Source organism: Monashia sp. NPDC004114 (genome assembly GCF_053603855.1).
Genome location: NZ_JBSGGK010000006.1, coordinates 124,173 through 140,306, shown reverse-complemented (window position 1 = coordinate 140,306; position 16,134 = coordinate 124,173). Strand labels below are relative to the sequence as shown.

Here is a 16,134-nt window from a genome sequence, read left to right as displayed (position 1 = left end):
CGCATCGTCCACCGAAGGAAGAACACCCCCATGCATCTGTTCAGTAGCGCCCGGCGCCGGACGGTGCCGTGGGCGGCCGCAGCGGCCGTCGCGGTGCTTGCCGGGTCGGCGCCAGCCGCCACGGCCCTCGCCACCGCCGAGACCGGCGGAGCCCACGTCGATCCCACCGTCACACAGCTCACCGATGCCGGCCGAAGCTCGACCTTCTTCGTCGTGCTCAAGCAGAAGGCCGACCTGTCGGGTGCCAAGGCCGGCCACGGCCATGCGGAGAAGGCGACCGCGGCATACGCCGCGCTGCGCGCCAACGCCGCATCGAGCCAAAGGTCACTGCGGTCCTACCTGGACAAGGAGAAGGTCGGGTACCAGTCGTACTGGATCGCCAACGCGCTGGAGGTCACCTCCGCCGACCCCGGCCTCGTCGACGCCCTGGCGGCTCGGCCGGACGTCGCGAGCATCGTCTCCGAGCACCACTACGCATTGGACGGGGTCGAGGCCACCGCGGCACCCGCGGCTGCCGCCGCACCCGCGGCAGGCCTCGCGGCCGTGACCCCCGAGTGGGGTGTCGCCGACATCAAGGCGGACCAGGTCTGGTCCCAGTACGGCACCACCGGCGAGGGCATCGTCATCGCCAACGTCGACTCCGGCGTGCAGTACAACCACCCGGCTCTCGTGGGGACCTACCGCGGCAACCTCGGCAACGGCGCCTTCTCCAACGACTACAACTGGTTCGACCCGACCGGCCAGTGCGCGACCTCCGGTGGCTTCCCGTGCGACAACAACGGCCACGGCACGCACACCATGGGCACCATGGTCGGCCAGGGCGGCATCGGCGTCGCGCCGGGCGCCAGGTGGATCGCGGCCAAGGGCTGCGAGGCAGCGAGCTGCTCCGACAGCTCGCTGCTCAAGTCGGGCCAGTGGATCCTGGCTCCGACCGACCACAACGGCCAGAACCCGCGCCCGGACCTGGCGCCGGACATCGTCAACAACTCCTGGGGCGGCGGCGACACGACCTTCTACCAGGACATCGTCGAGGCGTGGAACGCGGCCGGGATCTTCGAGGCCTTCGCCGCCGGCAACGACGGTGACGGCCATACCTGCTCCACCGCGCACGCTCCCGGCTCCCAGGCTCCGTCGTACGGCGTCGGCGCCTACGACCAGAACGGTGTGATCGCGTCGTTCTCGGGCTTTGGTCCCTCGCTCGTCGACGGGTCGATGAAGCCGAACATCTCGGCGCCGGGCGTCAACGTCCGCTCTGCGTTCCCGAACAACACCTACCGCAACCTCAACGGCACGTCGATGGCGACGCCGCACGTCGCGGGCGCCGTGGCGCTCCTGTGGTCCGAGGCCCCGTCGCTGATCGGCAACATCGACGCCACGCGTGCGCTGCTCAACCGGGCCGCACGCAACGTGGATGACACGCACTGCGGCGGCACCGCGGATGTCAACAACGTCTGGGGTGAGGGCAAGCTCGACATCCTCGCGGCCGTCGACGCAGCGCCGCACACCGCAGCCGTCATCACCGGACACGTGGCCGACAAGGTGTCGGGCGCCGCAGCCGCCAACATCGCGGTGACTGCGTCGGGCGAGACCACCACTCGGACGGTCACCACGGCCGCCGACGGGTCCTACCGTCTGGTCCTCCCGGCCGGCACCTACTCGTTCTTCCTGAGCGGCTACGGCTACGCGAACCTCGACGAGTCCGGGTATGCCGTCGTGACGGGTGGCGACACCACGAAGGACTTCGGGCTCGACCCGGTTGCCCACCACAGCGTCACCGGGACGGTGCTCGACGTCACCGGCAAGCCGCTGGCCAAGGCCGCCGTCTCGATTGCGGGCACGCCGCTTCCCGAGGTGGCCACCGACACGCAGGGCAGGTTCACCTTCCCCGACGTCGCCGAGGGGTCGTTCACCCTCAACGCGCGTCCCGCCGCTCCGGTGCTCTGCAACGGCGTGTATGCCGGTGCCCTGACGGTCGACGGTGACGAGAGCACCACGGCCCAGGTGCCGAACCGCACTGATGCCGGCGGCACTGTCAGCTGCGCCCCGGCCACGTACTCCTGGGTCAACGGGTCGTCCAAGGTCTCCATCAGCGGAGACGAGGACGCCGCGACGGTCGCCCTGCCGTTCCCCGTGAAGTACTACGGCGTCTCGTACACCAGCGCGTCGGTCACCACGAACGGTCTGGTCAACTTCCTCCAGCCGCGCCTCGGCGACTACTCGAACACGGCGCTTCCTGCCGCAGCCCAGCCGAACGGCATTCTCGCGGTTCTCTGGGACGACCTTGTCCTCGACAAGAAGTCGAGCGTCCAGACGACCACGAGCGGCACCGTCGGTTCCCGCCGCTTCGCGATCGTGTGGAACAACGCGGCGTTTGCGGCCGACACGTCCGTCCGCGTCTCCTTCGAGGCCGTGTTCGACGAGGCAACCGGCGCGATCACCTTGCAGTACAAGGACATCGCGGGGAACGCGCTGGAGCTGGGCGGTTCGGCGACCGTCGGCATGGAGAACCAGGCCGGCAGCGACGCCCTCCAGTACTCCTTCAACCAGACCGTCCTGACCGACGGCTCGGCAATCCGCTTCTCGCAGAAGGCAACCTCATGAACAAGACCAGAACCACCGGCCTGGCCTGCGCCCTCGTCGCCGCGGGGCTCGCGTTCGGCCTGTCCCCGTCGGCGGCCACCGCCGACGACGGCGACCTGCTTGTCCTGACCGACACCCAGACCCAGGAGCTCGCAGCCCGCCTGCAGCTCGACCCGTACGGCGACCTCGCCGACCGGACCTACGACCCGCAGGGCGCCTCGCCGACCAACGGCGCGGACACCATGGCCGGCACCGACACAGCCACCACGGGTGCTGACACGGGCACGGACACGGGCACGGGCACGGGCACGACGACCGGCGATGGAAGCAGCCAGGCGTCCCTCGATGCGGTCCCTGCCCTCAAGGCCAACGTGCGCGGCGCGGTCGAGGGCGCGCAGGGCATGGCCGTCACCGTTCCGGTGGCCGACCCCGCGGGTGACTACTTCACCCTCCACGCCCTCGGCAACATCTCGCGGCGCACCCCGGACGGGAAGCTGGCGTGGGAGCGGACCAACACCTCCTTCTACCAGGAGTGGAACCTCCCGGTCGCCTCGCCGCGCTTCTCGCCGGAGCCCTACCCGGCCCGAATCGTCATGGGCTTCAACGCCGTCGGGCCCTTCACTCCGGCGTCCGACAACGGCTACGCGACCGGCGACCTGACTGGCGACGGGGTGCCGGACGTGGTGTTCACGGCCGACGTCGGCACCTTCCCGTTCCGCCCGTTCGTCAAGGCCGGCTACCCGCTGCCCACCGGCACCTTCGTCACGGTGCTTGACGGTGCCACGGGCAAGACGCTCTGGAGCAACGTGTACCCCGGCGTCTACAACATCACCGTCGTCGGCAAGACCCTGGTGATGGCCGACAGCCCGACGTTCAACCTGAACGCCCCCGCCACCTCGAAGGTGACCCTCACCGGCGTCCGCTTCGACTACGCGAACGGCGCCCTCACCCCGTCGAGCACGTGGACCTACGACACCGGCAAGACCAAGGCGAACACCGCCGGGTGGGCGAGCCTGAAGCCACTGGGCGGCGGCCTGCTCGCCGCGTCGTGGAACGTCCGGAGGACCACTGCGGCCCCCGTGCCCGAGGGTCACACACTGGTGCTCGACACCGCAGACGGGAGCGTGAGGTGGCAGAGCGCCAACCGGCTGTACTCGCGCCAGCTCCAGCTCGACTCGTCCCGCGGACGCCTGGTCGCCATGGAGCAGTCCGACCCGAACGAGGGCGTGCGGTACGAGATCGCGGCCTACTCCATCGCCGACGGCACCCGCACCGTGTTCGACTCCCGGATCAACGCGCTGCCGATCGACCTCGAGGTCGGTGACGTGCAGGGGGACACCAAGCCGGAGTACGCGGTCAGCGAGGACACGCTCGACCCGAGCCTGTTCGTCAACGCGAACACCATCCGCGCCCTCGACGGCAGCACCGCCTCGGTGCTGTGGTCGCGCACGGTCAAACGGGACCCCGACTGGAGCAGGGACGGCGCGACCGCGTGGGGCCTGACCGCGGTGAACAGCACCATCGTCGCGGACTACACGGACGACAGGTCGGCGTCCGGCGCCGACAACCGCAGCGTGACCCGATACGCGCGGCTGGCGGCCCTAGCCGGCAACAACGGCGCGGTGAAGTGGGAGCAGCGCGGGGTCGTGGCGTCCCAGGCCTGGGCCCAGGCGTACCTGAAGGACAACGGGTGGCGGCTGCGCACGGTCGACACCGACCAGAACATCCGTACCTACAACCTGGGCAGCGGCAAGCAGGAGTCCGTGACGCCGCTCCAGAGCGTCCTCTCCTCCGGTGTGGTCATCGACGTCAACGGCGACGGCACGAAGGACGTCGTCGCGGGCGGCCAGTCGCACGGGGTCTACGCCTACGACGGAGCCTCGCTGCTCGCCGGTTCGCCGAAGCTGCTGTGGCAGGCCACGGCCCCGGGCCAGATCCACAAGATCGTCAAGGCCGACGTCAACGGCGACGGCCGCGAGGACCTCGTCGTCGCCGCCGACACGGCCGTGGTGGCCCTTGACTCCCGCACCGGGAAGGCGCTGGCGACGATCGACGGCCTCGGACAGTACGTCTGGACCGTGGCGGCGGCGGACCTCGACGGCGACGGCAGGGCCGAGATCGTCGTGCCGACCGACAAGGTGCGCGTCTACGGTGTCGACGGCAAGAAGCGATGGGAGTATGCCGCCCCGGCAGCCGCCGGCAGCGTGATCTTCGGCGAGGCCACCGTCGCCGACGGGCAGGTCTACGCCGAGTACACCAACCGCGTGGGGAACCCTACCCAGCCGCGCCCCGCAGGCGGCGTCGCCCTCAAGGCCGACGGCACCGTCGCCTGGACCGTCGACCCGGCACCCGAGGGAGCCCCGGGCCCGGTGGTCGGGATCCCGATGCGCGGCGCGACCTTCGCGTCGCCGGCGATCCCCTACGCGGACGGGCACGCAGTGGTCTACACGTGGTTCGTCCAGAACGCGGCGACCAAGGTCGTGACCACCTACGTCGAGATCCGTGACGGGCGCACCGGCCAGGTGCTCCACACCGGCACCGCGGGTGGCCCGTGGACGCTCGGCAGCTGGTTCACCGGCCCGGAAGGCCTGTACATGGGCAGCACGGCGTCGATCCGCCTATACGGCGCCAACGGCGCCGACTTCAGGGCCTCGACGACGGCCCAGATGGAGAACGCGGCGTTCGCCACGGGCCCCAACGGTGTCCGGTACCTGCTCACCAGCGGGGCGGCGTTCTTCCAGCTGTTCGACCCCGCGATCGTGACGTCGTCGACGAGCATCCCCCCGGCATACGGCAGGAACCTCGGCGGCAACCGCGAGATGGTGGTGGGCGACCTCGACGGGGACGGCAAGGACGAGCTTGTTTCGCTGAACTTCGACGATTCGGGCACCGACCGCATGGCCGGCCTCGAGGGTGGGGGCTACTCGGTCCCCTACACGGCGATCCGCTCGCTGACCGTGTTCACCCTGGACCCGTCCTGACCGGTCCCACGACCTGAGGGGGCGCGCACCCGCCTTCCGACGCCACGGCGCCGGGGGGCGGGTGCGTTGCCGGGGGTCTACTGTTCGCCCATGACGAGGGCGCGACCGGACAGGGGTGCCCTCGGCATACGTCCGCCGCTGCTCCGGCTGCAGCTCCTCGGCGGCTTCCGGGCCGTCCGCGACTCCGGCCCGCCGCTCGCCGAGCGGTGGACGCGGCCGAGCGCCCAGGCGCTGGTCAAGATGCTCGCGGTCGCGCCCGACCACCAGCTCCATCGCGAGGAGGCCATGGCGGCCTGCTGGCCGGAGGCCGACCCCGAGTCGGGCATCCGGAGCCTTCGGGTGGCCCTGCACGCCGCGCGTCGGGCGCTCGAGCCGGAGCTCGCTGCGCGAGCGCCGTCGGCCTACCTGACAACCGACGGGGCCATGCTCCGGCTGGAGCCCGACACCGTCTGGATCGACACCGACCACGCCGAGCGTCTCGCCCGGGCGGCACTCCAGACGGGCAGCACCGCCGACCTGGCCGAAGCCCTCGATGCGTTCACCGGGGAGCTGCTGCCGGAGGACCGGTATGCCGTGTGGGCCAGTGCCTGCCGCGACCGGCTCGTCGTCCTCGTGGAACGTCTCAGACTCGCCCTGGCGGACGCCCTGCTCGGCGACGTGCTCCCCGACGAGGCGGCCGCCGTCGCGCGTGACGTGCTCGCCGACAACCCGACCGACGAGCGCGCCCACCAGCTGCTGATGCGCGCGTACCTGGAGCAGGGGCTGCGCCGTCAGGCCATCCGCCAGTACCACGCGTGCCGCGACGTCCTCGACTCCGAGCTGGGCATCCGTCCGGGTCCCGACACCGAGCGCCTGCACGCGCTGGTGCTCGAGTCGCCCGGTGGCGGCTCGGTCCGGGCATCGGAGGACGATCTCGTGCCGCCGCCGGCGCTGCGCCAGCCACCCGCGTCGCCACTTCGCGGCCGCGACGAGGCGGTGACTGCGATGCTCGACGTCGCCGCTCCGCGGGTCCGTCTGGTCGGCGGTGAGGCCGGTCTCGGCAAGACGAGGCTCGTCACCGAGGCGGCCCGACTTCGGGCCGGAGCAGGCACTGCGGTCCTGTGGGGTGCCGGCCACGACGCCGAGGGGCACACGCCGTACGGCGCGTTCGTGGAGGCGCTCGACGGGTGGCTCGCGGACCGCCCGTCGGTGGAGCGGGCCCGGATTGGAGGCGAGTACCCGGAGCTGGCGGCGGTTCTGCCGACCCTCGGCTACGCGGGCGCCGACGCCGCGCGCAGCCCGGAGGACGAGCGGCAGCGGTTGTTCCGGGCGGCCGCCGGCTTCCTGGCGGACCTGTCGAATGCGGTGCCGGTCCACGTCGTCCTCGACGACATGCACGGTGCCGACCTCGGCTCCTTCCAGCTGTTGAGCCATCTGGCGCGACGCGCGGCTGCGGGGGACCATCCCGCGTGGACGTTCGCCGTCGCCTACCGCGACGACGAGCTCGCCGAGTCGGACCCACGCCGGATGGTGCTCGAGTCACTGCTCCGCGACGGTCTCGCGGGCCGTGTCGCCATCGGGCGGTTGAGTCGCCAGGACTGCGAGGCCCTCGCCGCGGACGTACGGGCGCTCCCGACGGACGGCGTCCCCGACGAGGTGTGGGAGCTCTCCCTGGGGAACCCGCTCTTCGCGACGGAGCTCGCCCGGCGCAGCGACGAGCCCGACGGCGACCCGCACACCCCGCCCGGCGTTCGGCAGCTCGTGTCGGCGCGGCTCGCCCGGCTGGCCCCCGCGACGCGCCGGATCGTCGAGGTCGCTGCGGTGGCCGGAGGCGACGCCGCCCTGTCCGAGGTGCTCGAGGTCGCTGCGGAAGGGCTGCACCCGGCGCTGTCGGTGGCCGAGGCGACGGCCGCCGCAGACGACGCCGTGTCGGGCACGGTCCTCGCCGAGCGAGACGTGGTCATCGACGGCAGGCCCGTCGCGGGCCTCGTCTTCGACCACCCACTCGTACGGATGACGTGCTACGAGCAGATCTCGGTCGCCCGCAAGCGTCTGCTCCACGCCGCGTACGCCGACGCCGTCCTGCGCCGGCGCCCGGATGCCGTGGACACCCTCGCCGCGCACCTGGCGCGGGCCGACGATCCGCGCGCCACGGCATACCTGCGCCAAGCGGCGGAGCGTGCTGCCGCGTTGTGCGCCAACGATGCCGCGGACCACTACTACTCCGAGCTGACGGATCGGCTGGACACCGCGGCCGTCGAGGCGGCGTGGGCACGCATCGACCACAGCGACGTGCTCCAGCGGATGGGACGGTACGAGGAGGCCGCTCGCGTGCTGCGCGAGGCGGCGGAGGATCTTCGGCGCCGCGGTGACGAGGACGGCGTGGTGCTGGCCACGGCGCGCCTCGCGGATGTGCTGATCCGGTCGGGGGTCGTCGACGACGCGGCCACCGTGCTCGCGGCCGATCAGCCGACCGACGCGACCTCGGCCCTGGCCGCAACGGTGCACCACCTGAGCGGTGCGCTGCTGTGCCTCGTGGTCGGTCGGTACGCACAGGGTGTGGAGGCCGCCCGCCTCGCGCGCGCCCACGCAGAACGGGTCGCCGGGCCGAAGCGACGCGGTCTTGTCGCGAGGGCCCTGCAGTACCAGGCCGCGTCCCTCGCGCTCGACGGGCGGTTCGGCGAGGCGGGGCCGGTCGCCAACGAGGCCCTTCCTCACGCCGAGGCATTCGGGGACCCGCTGGTGCTCGCGTCGGTGCTGTCCGTGCAGCGCGAGCAGTCGCGACGGTCCGGTCGGCTGCGTGAGGCGCTGGAGACCGGTCACCGGGCACTCGAGCTGGCGGAGCATTCGGGTGACCCGGTCGGCGTCGCGTTCGAGCAGGCCAACCTTGCCGAGCTCCACCTGCTGCTCGACGAGGCCGAGGCGGCCGAGACGCTGGCTCGGAGCGCCGTGGACTCGTCGCGGTCGGGGCCGGACCTGTCTACCGCGTACGCGCAGGTGGCGCTCGCGCGAGTACGCATGCGCACTGGCTCGGGCGACCCCGGCGAGCTGCTGGACGCGGCCCTCGAGGTGGCCTCGACCCGGAAGGACAAGCAGGCCGAACGCGAGGCGCGGGTCGCAAAGGCGGAGTGGCTGGTCCGCGCGTCGCTTCCCGACGAAGCGCTGGCCGTGCTCGGCGACGTGCCGGGCCTGGCCACCGGGGCGATCGGTGCATGGGCGCACCTCGCGGCGGGCCGGGCCGAGGTCGCGGCCACCACCGCGCGTGCCGTGATCGTCGACGCCCAAGCCGTGGGGGAGTGCCTCACGGAGGTGGAAGCGCGGACCGCGCACGCGGCCGCTCTTGGCGCGCTCGGTCTGGCCGACCAGGCAGCGGACGAGTTCGCCGCGGCATACGATCTCGCGTCACGTATGCCGTTCCCCGCGGGACTGCGGCGGATCGAGCAGGCATGGGCGACCGGCAGGCTCGAGCCGGCTCCACAAGCGAATGAGTGAGGCGCTTCAGATGGTGCGATCCGGTCAAGTTCGGCACAAAGTCGTGTTCATCGAGAGCTCGGCTCAGAGGGCCTGGGCTATCTCAGGTCTGACCAGGCAGTCGCCGACGTTTGTGCCTCCGCGCACAGGCTGACGGTAGGCGTGCCCTGGGCGCCGAAAGCCCGAGAGCGACAACAACCTGTCGAGGACTGGCTCGCTATGGGGCACGACCCGGTCGGCCAATCCCGCCGTGCCCCAGGCACGTTCCCCGATCGCGGTCCATTCTTGGCGACACTACGACACCTGCCGCGGACAGCCCGGGTGGCCGCCCGGCTCAAGCGGCATGTGAGCGAGCCTGGTCACGGCCCTGCTTCAAATGTCGCGACCAGCTGGTCGTGAAGCTCAGGGTCGGCCAGAACCACAACTTCGTCTCCTACCTGCAGCTGTGTGTCGCCGCGGACCGTCACGAGGACCCTGTCGCGCACCACGATGCTCACCCACATGTCCCCGATCTCGTCCACGATGTCGGCGATCGTCCTGCCAGCTGCTCGCGTCCCGGGCCCGACCCGCAGTCGGTGAACGCCGTCGGGCTCGGCCCGAAGACGCACACCCAGAGCCCACGGCTCGGGCTCGATCATGCGCGTTGGGAGACGGAGCCGGCGCACCATGGTGGGCACCAGGCTGCCCTGGACGAGAACCGAGAACACGACGACCACAACGACGATGCCGTAAAGCCGTTCAGCTTGCGGGACATGGGCGGCGCGCAGCAGCTCGCCTAGGAGGATCGGAACCGCACCCTTCAGACCGGCGAGCATGATGAACACCAGTTCGTTCGACCGTAGTTTCGCCGGGATGAGGCAGACCCCGACAACGCCGGGCCGGATCAGCACCGCAAGACCTGCCCCCAACACGAGGCCCGGTGCCCAGACGTCAACCGACGTCAGGACGCTGAGGTCGACCGTGAGCCCCAGCACGAGGAAGGCAACAATCTCCCCGAGGCTTGCCAGGGCGGAGTGGAAGCGTTGGATCTCGTGCTTGTACGGCGCGCCCGGGTCCCCGATGACGATGCCGGCCACGAACACGGCGAGGAACCCGGAGCCGTGGGCCACGGTGCCGACCCCGTAGATGAGCATCGCGACGAAGGTGGTGCGCAGGGGATAAAGGGCCTCGTTGGGCAGTGGCACTCGACGCATGAACCACAACAGGGCCCGACCCCCGATGACCCCCACAGCAAGGCCCACGGCCATCTGAAGGAGAAACTGCACGGCCACCTGACCTACCGAGGCCCAGGTCAGAGCACCTGCCGCAAGCAGACTGGTCATGAGCGCGATGCCGACCGGGTCGTTGGCGCCCGACTCGCCCTCCAGGATCGTGCCGCTGCGTCCCCGGATCTCCCGCCTGCCCAGGACCGAGAAGACAACCGCGGGATCGGTCGGCGCCACCGCCGTCGCGACGAGTAGCGCGACGTACCAGTCCATTCCGAAGGCGACGTGCAGCAGGGCCGCGCCGGCTCCTGCGGTCAGGAACGTGCCTGCCACTCCAACCACGCCGATGGGGCGGGCTGCGGCCCGCAAGCGCCGCAAGCCGATGTGCATGCCGCCCTCGAACAGGATGAGCACCAAGGCGATCGTGACGACCTCTGCGACCACGACCACATCCGAGATCGCCAGGAAAGGAGCCAAGGCGGCAACGACAGCCGCACCCGCCAGCATCAGAAGCGGAGCAGGAATCCGGATCCGTTCGGTGACCCGGTTCATCAGCACGGCGACGAGCGCGGCCACGCTCGCCAGCAGGACTTCGAGTGCGAAGCGCTCAGTCTCGGTCAACGGACTCCTGGCGTGGGCATGAGGGTCGGGTCAGAAACCGCCGACCAGCCTTCCCGGCACACCGAGTCAACTCTAGCTCCGACACGCTGGTGGAATCACGCACCAGGCCCGCTTCGAAGGAGCATGAGTCAGAGACCCGCTGGGGTCGCGCCTTCGGCGGCCGATCGCCGCGAGCCGACGACAGCTCAGGAGACCATGGAGATCAACCATTGCATCAGGAGTCCGAACACTGCCGTTGCCGCAACGGCCAGCATCAGCAAGTCCCACCCGGTCACGGTGTGCCCAGCGGGCAGGTGCCACTTCATCCTGCGAGCATAGGCACCGCGACGCCGGCCGGTTCCTGCATCGCCGTGGGTACGTGTCATGTCCCCGAACTAGAAGGGCTCGGCGGGGCGAAGGCCGGCAGACGTGACGCGGTCGTCGCCGTTTCCCGGTGGTTGGGTCGATGATGCAACGACAGGCCCTGGAATGCCGACCGTGCAAGGAGGCGCTGATGAGGCGCGAAGCCGCGATGGAGTACCTCCGTGGGGCGCTGTGGGCGATGCCGACGTTGGCGGTGGTCCTCGCCCTCATCTTGGGCTCGGCGCTTTCGAGCATCACGATCGACGCGAGCTCTGGCCTCGCGAGGCTGGTCTTCCAAGGCACGGCGGACGACGCCCGCACCCTACTGATCGGGATCGCCAGCACGATGGTCACTGTCATCGCTCTGGTGCTCGGCCTGACCGTCGTCGCGCTGCAGCTGGCCTCGACCCAGTTCAGTCCCCGGCTCCTGCGCAACTTCCTGCGTGACCTTGTCAACCAGGTGACCCTGAGCAGCTTCGTGGCGACCTTCGCGTACAGCACAGCGGGGCTTTACACGGTCGGGATCTCGAGCGGGCAGCGGACGACCGACTACCCGCGCCTCGCCGTGAGCGGCGCACTGTTGCTCTTCTTCGTGAGCATGATCATGCTCGTCTTCTTCGTGCACCACCTCGCACACTCGATCCAGATCGACCAGGTGATGGTCGACGTCGAGGAGGACACGCTGCACGTGGTGCGCGACTCGATGGCGCGGGGCGATGACACGATGCGTCAGCCCGGCGTCCCGTCGTCTGGGGTCCCGTTGCTGGCGCAGGAGTCCGGCTATGTGCAGACAATCCACCTCGAGACGCTGGTGGAGGTTGCGGCCGAGCATGAGGCCTTCGTCGCGCTGGTGCCGATGATCGGCGAGCACGTCATCGTCGGAACTCCGTTGGCGTGGGCCTGGAGCTTAGCCGCCGGGGCTCCCGAGCTGAGCACGGACGCGATCCGAGAACTGGGGGTCGGCCTCGCCCAGGGCGTGCGGCTCGGGTTCGAGCGCACGGCCGAGCAGGACGTCGCCTTCGGTGTGCGCCAGCTAGCCGACATCGCATCCAAGGCGCTGTCGCCGGCGGTCAACGACCCGTACACGGCGGTCCAGGCGGTCGACCACCTCTCGGTGATACTCGCCGCTCTGGCGACGCGGCCGTTGGGAAGCGAGAGCCTGGCCGACGTCAAGGGCACGGTTCGGGTCCATGTTCTGGGTCGGGACTGGGCGTACTTCATCGACCTCGGGCTGGGTCAGGTGCGCAGGTTCGGACACTCCGAGCCGCGTGTGGTGCTCGCTCTGCTTCGCGTGGCGCGAGACCTGGGAACCTTGTGCACGGGGCCACGGCTCGGCTCGTTGCGAGACTTCGTCCGTGTGCTGCTCGACGACGTCAAGCGGGACGTCGCTCAGCCGGCGGACCGGGACCCCCTCGTCGAACGAGGCGACCGCCTGCTCGCCGAGCTGGGCCGCTGACCCGGAGCCGGCGTCTCGTCGAGAGGACGCTTCCAGACAGCGCACCGGCTGGCCGGCGCCATGGGCCAGACGCGAGGTGCCGGCAGCATCGCCCGCCCCTTCGCGAGGCTCCCGAGCATCGAACCTGAACCTTCGCGATCCGAGTCACACCGCGAGTCACCACCCGCCACCGCTCGGTGAAGGCGGACAGGCAGCATCGGTGCGGGATGGTTGCTGCCCGATGGTGCCCGTCGTCGCCCCGTTGCTAGGCACAAGCGGACGGCAGCGTGATCGACGAGCTGATCGCGAGTGAGGACATGGCCGAGGGGCTGGCCGCCTTCACTCAGAAGCGAGTCCCCGGTGACCGCACCCGCTGACCACACGGCATAGGGGGCGGCGGACGCCGACGGCAGGCCTACGGCATACGGACCGAGGACGGACCGACGATGACGACCCCACCCGACGATGGCCACCCGACGTTGTCGATCCGGGTCCGCGCCGTTCGTGTAGTTGGTGACCGACCCATCCCGTGAGGAGTAGCACCATGAACACTTTCGTGAGCGTCCTCATCGCCACCGTCGCCGCCTTCGTCGCCAGCTTCTCGTGGTACGCGGCTCAGGGCCGCCGGCTCGCGGCGCTCTCGCCTGCCTACGCCACGGGGAGCCGGCCTTCCGCGGCAGAGGTGGCGCTCGAGCTGCTCCGCACCCTCGGCGTCGTCGTCGCCGTGACCATTCTCGTCCTACGGCTCGGCATCGACTCCGCCGCGGGCGGCGCAGCGCTCGGCCTGCTGCTGTGGGTCGGCTTCCCGTTCGTCATCCTCAGCGGCTCCGTGTTGCACGAGAACGTGCCTTGGCGACTTGCCGCGATCCACGCCGCGGACTGGCTCGCCAAGCTCGTCATCGTGGCCACGATCGTCGCCGCCCGCCGCTGACGCAGGACCCAAGCCGCGCCATCGGGTCACCGGATCAGTGGCCAGCCGCTTCATGCGCGGTGTCATCGAGAAGCGCGAAGCCGGTCCCGTCCTGGCACTCGGTCCGGCGTGGACGTGTGACCCGTTGCGCGCCGGCGCTGATGTCGAGGTTGTTCTCCAGCCTGAGGGGCCTCAACGAGTGGACCTCGCACCGGACGTTCCTTACGCCCCTCCCGGACCAGCGTCCGATCCGCATCGCCGAGATGATCCGCTCGCTCCAGGAGGGGCGCAAGGAACGTCCGTGAACGGTCTGCCCGGACTGTTCAGGCGGCCGCGGTCGAGTCCATCCGAGTGCTCGTCGTCTGACCTCGCGAGAGTCACTTCGGCGTCGAGACGGTGCCGTAGCCGACCGGTGTGGCGGTGGTGAAGGTCAGGCTTTTCGACGGACATCCTTGCTGCGGCAGTGTGATCACCGTGGGCGCGTCGGCGGTGCCGCCCGTCCGAAGAGCCTGGACGCTGCTCGCCTTGCACCCCAGGGCAGACTTGCCCGCACTGTTGAGAGTGAGCGTGACCAGACTGACGTTCGCACTGTCCGGGGGTTTCGGGTTAGGCGCGAGGGCAAGGCAGATGACCCCCGAGGCGATGAACACGACGGCGAACCCAGCAGCCCATTGCGCCGCCAGATATCGTCTGCGCACCTCGTCCGAGGCGGCCAGCAGGTAGGCCTGCTCGCGAACTGCGAGCCGGCGAGCCACCTGCTGCCTCCAGGTGTCGACGCGTCCCGCGCTTGCGGTCGCCCGCGCCTCCGCCGCCACGGCCTCGCGCTCTTTGAGCGAGGCAGTGTGGCGCGCCTCGGCCGCGCGACGTCCCTGTGCCCCGTCGTCCGGCGACGCCTTCGCCAGCGCCTCGGACTCCTCGGCGATCGCGGCCAGGCCCTGCGCCTCCACCTTCAGCTCAGTCGCTGCTTCAGCCCGGGTTTCGGAACGCTCCTCGGCGTCGATCAGGCTCTTACGCGCGCCCTCCAGCTCGTTGTCGAGCTGGATCCAGTCGGGGATGGTCACCGCCGGCAGGCGGGAGAGCTGGACCTTCTCTCGCACCTTGCTCTCCTCCAGGCCCACCGGCGCGACGACTCGCGCGAACCCGAGCACCCCGATCAGGGCGCCGGTCGCCGCGAGGATCACGCCGATGCCCAGCAGCCACCCGTTGAAGCCGGCGTCGCCGGGACTGCGGAGGACCGCGCCGAGGACCGCCAGCGACGGGATGGCACCGAGCGCCAAGGCCAGCCAGCGCGAGGCGGTCCTCGTGCCCTCGGCCGCGTGGAGCGCGTCGTCGACGACGGTCGCGGCCTCGCTCGTCGAGGCGGTCGAGCTCGTGTCGTCAGCCATCGACTACTCCTCGGGCGCTCGACAGGGTAGGACGCCGGTCGTCCCGTCGAGGCCGCGCTCGCCGGCCTTGGGGATTCCGCGAAGGCGTACAGGAGTGATCCGACCAGGCGGCCGGACGACATCCACCAGCAGTTGCAGCATGTCGTCGCTCCGTCCCCGGTCGAGCCCCTTTCCCGAAAAGGGTACTGAAGCACCCGTTTCACATGGTGCGAATCGGTCTTGGCCTTGTGATCCACTTACTCGCGAGGGCGTCGAGTTGACGCAGCGCGAACGCAGGGGTCCGGGCCATGGTCATCGAGGTGGCCTCGGCCTTGGACCAAGTGACCGCGGAGACCCGGCCCTATGTTCTCGGACGGTCATCGCCTCGTCGATGACGAAGTCCACTCCGATCACGTCCGCAAACACGGCGTCCTTCTGGGCACGGAGAACGTCTCGACCGTCTCGTCGATCGTGGCGAGGGAGGCGATGATCACCAAGCCGCTCTGCAGCCAGCGACCCGCCATCCACGTGAGATGGAACCCAAACCGGCAAGACGGCCTGTTGGTTGAGACATCTATTCTTGTCTCATGAGCAAGCCGCAGCGGGCAGGGCGACCGTCACGGATTTCGCAGAAACAGCGGCGCGGACACGTCCCCGGCCGGTCGGACTAGAGCAATATCCCGGGGGCCGTTGGCACGTTCACCCGCTGCAAAGGACCATCTAACTGGACGACCGCTCCTGTCTCGCGAGGTTGACCAACCGTGAGGCACCATCGGGGGCCAGCGCGTCACCCCTGACGCCCGGCGCCAGAGACGACATCGACAAGTACGGGCGGCTGCTGCGCTACGTCGACGTCAACGGCGTCGATGCGGGCCTGCGCCAGATCAAGCAGGGGTATGCCGTTGCCCGCTACGACTCCCGCGACGGCTACGGCGAGCACACCCGCGAGGCCGCCTACATCCGCGCCGACGCCGCCAGCCCATCGGCCAGGTGCACGGCCGAGGCGCCGGGCGGCTCCGGCAGCGGAACCGGCTCGGCATCCGCACCGGCCATCCAGTGGCCGCTGGCCGGGGACAAGTACCCGTGTCCGCAGGCGCGGCCGGTCAAGGGCAACGAGTCGTCGATGATCGCGCACGAGCCGGGCGACCGGTACTACCTGATCACCAGCCCGGAGCAGTGCTTCGCCACCATGAGCGACGCGATCGCCGCCAGTTTCCGACGCGCAAAGGTCTGAACGGCGAAGGCG

8 protein-coding genes are annotated in these 16,134 nt (G+C 70.3%); 6 read left to right on the top strand and 2 right to left on the bottom strand.

Going from position 1 to position 16,134, the window contains the following annotated elements:
- The first annotated feature begins 30 nt into the window (after positions 1-30).
- The 3 genes from ACWEOW_RS10060 to ACWEOW_RS10050 all read left to right on the top strand — a co-directional run bounded on the left by ACWEOW_RS10060 (position 31) and on the right by ACWEOW_RS10050 (position 9,032).
- Complete coding sequence (locus ACWEOW_RS10060; protein ID WP_452269051.1) at positions 31-2,601, top strand: S8 family serine peptidase; 2,571 nt, start codon at positions 31-33, stop codon at positions 2,599-2,601.
- Positions 2,598-5,561, top strand: a complete 2,964-nt coding sequence (locus tag ACWEOW_RS10055; protein ID WP_452269050.1) for an FG-GAP repeat domain-containing protein — start codon at positions 2,598-2,600, stop codon at positions 5,559-5,561. The genes ACWEOW_RS10060 and ACWEOW_RS10055 overlap by 4 nt, the downstream gene beginning before the upstream one ends.
- Positions 5,562-5,651: 90 nt before the next feature.
- The gene (locus ACWEOW_RS10050) at positions 5,652-9,032 is read left to right on the top strand and encodes an ATP-binding protein (RefSeq protein WP_452269049.1); all 3,381 of its coding nucleotides are present in this window, start codon (positions 5,652-5,654) and stop codon (positions 9,030-9,032) included.
- A 338-nt stretch (positions 9,033-9,370) separates the two neighbouring features.
- Here the strand turns inward: ACWEOW_RS10050 and ACWEOW_RS10045 are convergent, their stop codons facing one another.
- Positions 9,371-10,837, bottom strand: a complete 1,467-nt coding sequence (locus ACWEOW_RS10045) for a cation:proton antiporter domain-containing protein (protein ID WP_452269048.1) — start codon at positions 10,835-10,837, stop codon at positions 9,371-9,373.
- A gap of 493 nt (positions 10,838-11,330) precedes the next feature.
- Here ACWEOW_RS10045 and ACWEOW_RS10040 point away from each other — a divergent pair, with 493 nt between their 5' ends.
- Positions 11,331-12,635: a DUF2254 domain-containing protein gene (locus ACWEOW_RS10040; protein ID WP_452269047.1), complete on the top strand. Its 1,305-nt coding sequence runs from the start codon at positions 11,331-11,333 to the stop codon at positions 12,633-12,635.
- Between the two features lie 523 nt (positions 12,636-13,158).
- Complete coding sequence (locus ACWEOW_RS10035) at positions 13,159-13,545, top strand: DUF1761 domain-containing protein (protein WP_452269046.1); 387 nt, start codon at positions 13,159-13,161, stop codon at positions 13,543-13,545.
- Between the two features lie 356 nt (positions 13,546-13,901).
- Here ACWEOW_RS10035 and ACWEOW_RS10030 read toward each other — a convergent pair whose 3' ends face one another.
- Positions 13,902-14,909, bottom strand: a complete 1,008-nt coding sequence (locus tag ACWEOW_RS10030; RefSeq protein WP_452269045.1) for a hypothetical protein — start codon at positions 14,907-14,909, stop codon at positions 13,902-13,904.
- Between the two features lie 730 nt (positions 14,910-15,639).
- Here ACWEOW_RS10030 and ACWEOW_RS10025 point away from each other — a divergent pair.
- Complete coding sequence (locus ACWEOW_RS10025) at positions 15,640-16,122, top strand: thermonuclease family protein (protein WP_452269044.1); 483 nt, start codon at positions 15,640-15,642, stop codon at positions 16,120-16,122.
- Positions 16,123-16,134 lie beyond the last annotated feature (12 nt).